Source organism: Synechococcus sp. BA-120 BA3 (assembly GCF_034931285.1).
In the GTDB taxonomy this organism is placed as follows: domain Bacteria; phylum Cyanobacteriota; class Cyanobacteriia; order PCC-6307; family Cyanobiaceae; genus Cyanobium.
In genome coordinates, this window is record NZ_JAYGHZ010000172.1 from 1 (window position 1) to 1,458 (window position 1,458).

Annotated in this window: 2 protein-coding genes; both read left to right on the forward strand. The window is 74.5% G+C overall.

The window, feature by feature from the left end:
* The first annotated feature begins 34 nt into the window (after positions 1–34).
* Complete coding sequence (locus VB737_RS07000; protein WP_500312203.1) at positions 35–331, forward strand: hypothetical protein; 297 nt, start codon at positions 35–37, stop codon at positions 329–331.
* A 53-nt stretch (positions 332–384) separates the two neighbouring features.
* Entirely contained in the window at positions 385–1,455 is a 1,071-nt protein-coding gene (locus VB737_RS07005) for a glycosyltransferase family 2 protein (RefSeq protein ID WP_500312204.1), read from the forward strand.
* Positions 1,456–1,458: the final 3 nt, after the last annotated feature.

A 1,458-nucleotide genomic window follows, 5' to 3' on the forward strand; every position in this document is an offset into this window, starting at 1 on the left:
ACGAGATACCCTGGGGTCTCGTGGGCTCGGAGATGTGTATAAGGGGCCGAACCCGTTCCGCGGCCGGGCCGACGGGGCGGATCCCTGGCCGGCGGTGATCCGCCAGCTCCAGGCCGCCGGCCGGCTGGCGGGCCTGGCCGTCTACGGCAGCCCCTATGCCTGGGAGACCCTGGTCGCTCTGCTGGATACCCAGGTGCCGGCCGGATGGTCGCCGGGGCAGATGGCCCTGGCCCAGGGGGAACTGCTGGGCCGCCTCGGCTTCGGGCCGCAGGAGAGCGCCACCCCCGACGACGACACCACCCCCGGCGCTGCTGTGGACTTCACCGACTGAGCGCCCGCCGGCACCTAGCCTCCTGGGACGACCGTCCTGCCCCGCGGCGTCCGATGCTGAGCCTGTCGATGATCGTGCGCAACGAGGCCGAGCGCCTCGAGCGCTGCCTGGCTTCGGTGGCCGGCTTCGTCGACGAGATGGTGGTGGTGGATACCGGCTCCGACGACGGCACCCCGGCGATCGCCGCCGCCTGCGGCGCCAGCGTGCACCATTTGGACTGGCCGGGGGACTTCGCCCCCGCCCGCAACCACGCCCTCGATCTGGTGACGGGCGACTGGGTGCTGGTGCTGGATGCGGACGAATGGCTGCGGCCCGAAGCCCGCTCGCCGCTGCTCGCCCAGATGGAGCAGCCCCGGGTGCTGCTGGTCAACCTGCTGCGCCAGGAGCTGGGGGCCGCCCAGTCGCCCTATTCCAGCGTCAGCCGCCTGTTCCGCCGCCATGCGGCGATCCGCTGGAGCCGCCGTTACCACGCCATGGTCGATGACAGCGTGGCCGCGCTGCTGGGGCAGGAGCCCGACTGGCAGGTGCTGACCTGCCCGGAGCCGGCCCTGGTGCACGAGGGGTACCGGCCGGAGCTGGTGGCCGGGCGTGACAAGGCCGCCCGCCTGCGGGCGGCCATGGAGGCGGAGCTGGCCGCCCGGCCGGGGGATCCCTACGCCTGCGCCAAGCTGGGGGCCCTGGAGGTGAGCCAGGGCCAGCGCCGCCGGGGCCTCGCCCTGCTGGAGGAGGGCCTGGCCCGTGCCGCGGCCGACGCCCACGCCGAGCGCTACGAGCTGCTGCTGCACCTCGCCATCGCCCGGGGTCCCGACGAGCCCGGCGCCGCCGCTGACCTCTACCGCCAGGCCCTGGCCCTGCCCCTCGATGGCCGGATCAGCGCGGGGGCGCGGCTCAACCTCGGGGCCCTGCTGTTGCGCCAGGGGGATCTGGAGGAGGCGGCGTCCCTCACGGCAGCCGTGACGGAGCTCTGCCCGGAGTTGCCCCTGGCCTGGTTCAACCTGGGGCTGATCGAACGCCAGCGGGGCCGCCTGCTGGAGGCGATCAGCGCCTACCGGCGGGCCCTGGGCCTGGCCCCGAAGGTGCGCATCGCCCCGGTCTTCGGTCGGCGCGCCGACGCAGCCGCCTGAATC

Coding starts and splice junctions, on each gene's coding strand:
- VB737_RS07005 (WP_500312204.1), top strand. CDS start 385: ATGCTGAGCCTGTCGATGATCGTGCGCAACGAGGCCGAGCGCCTCGAG.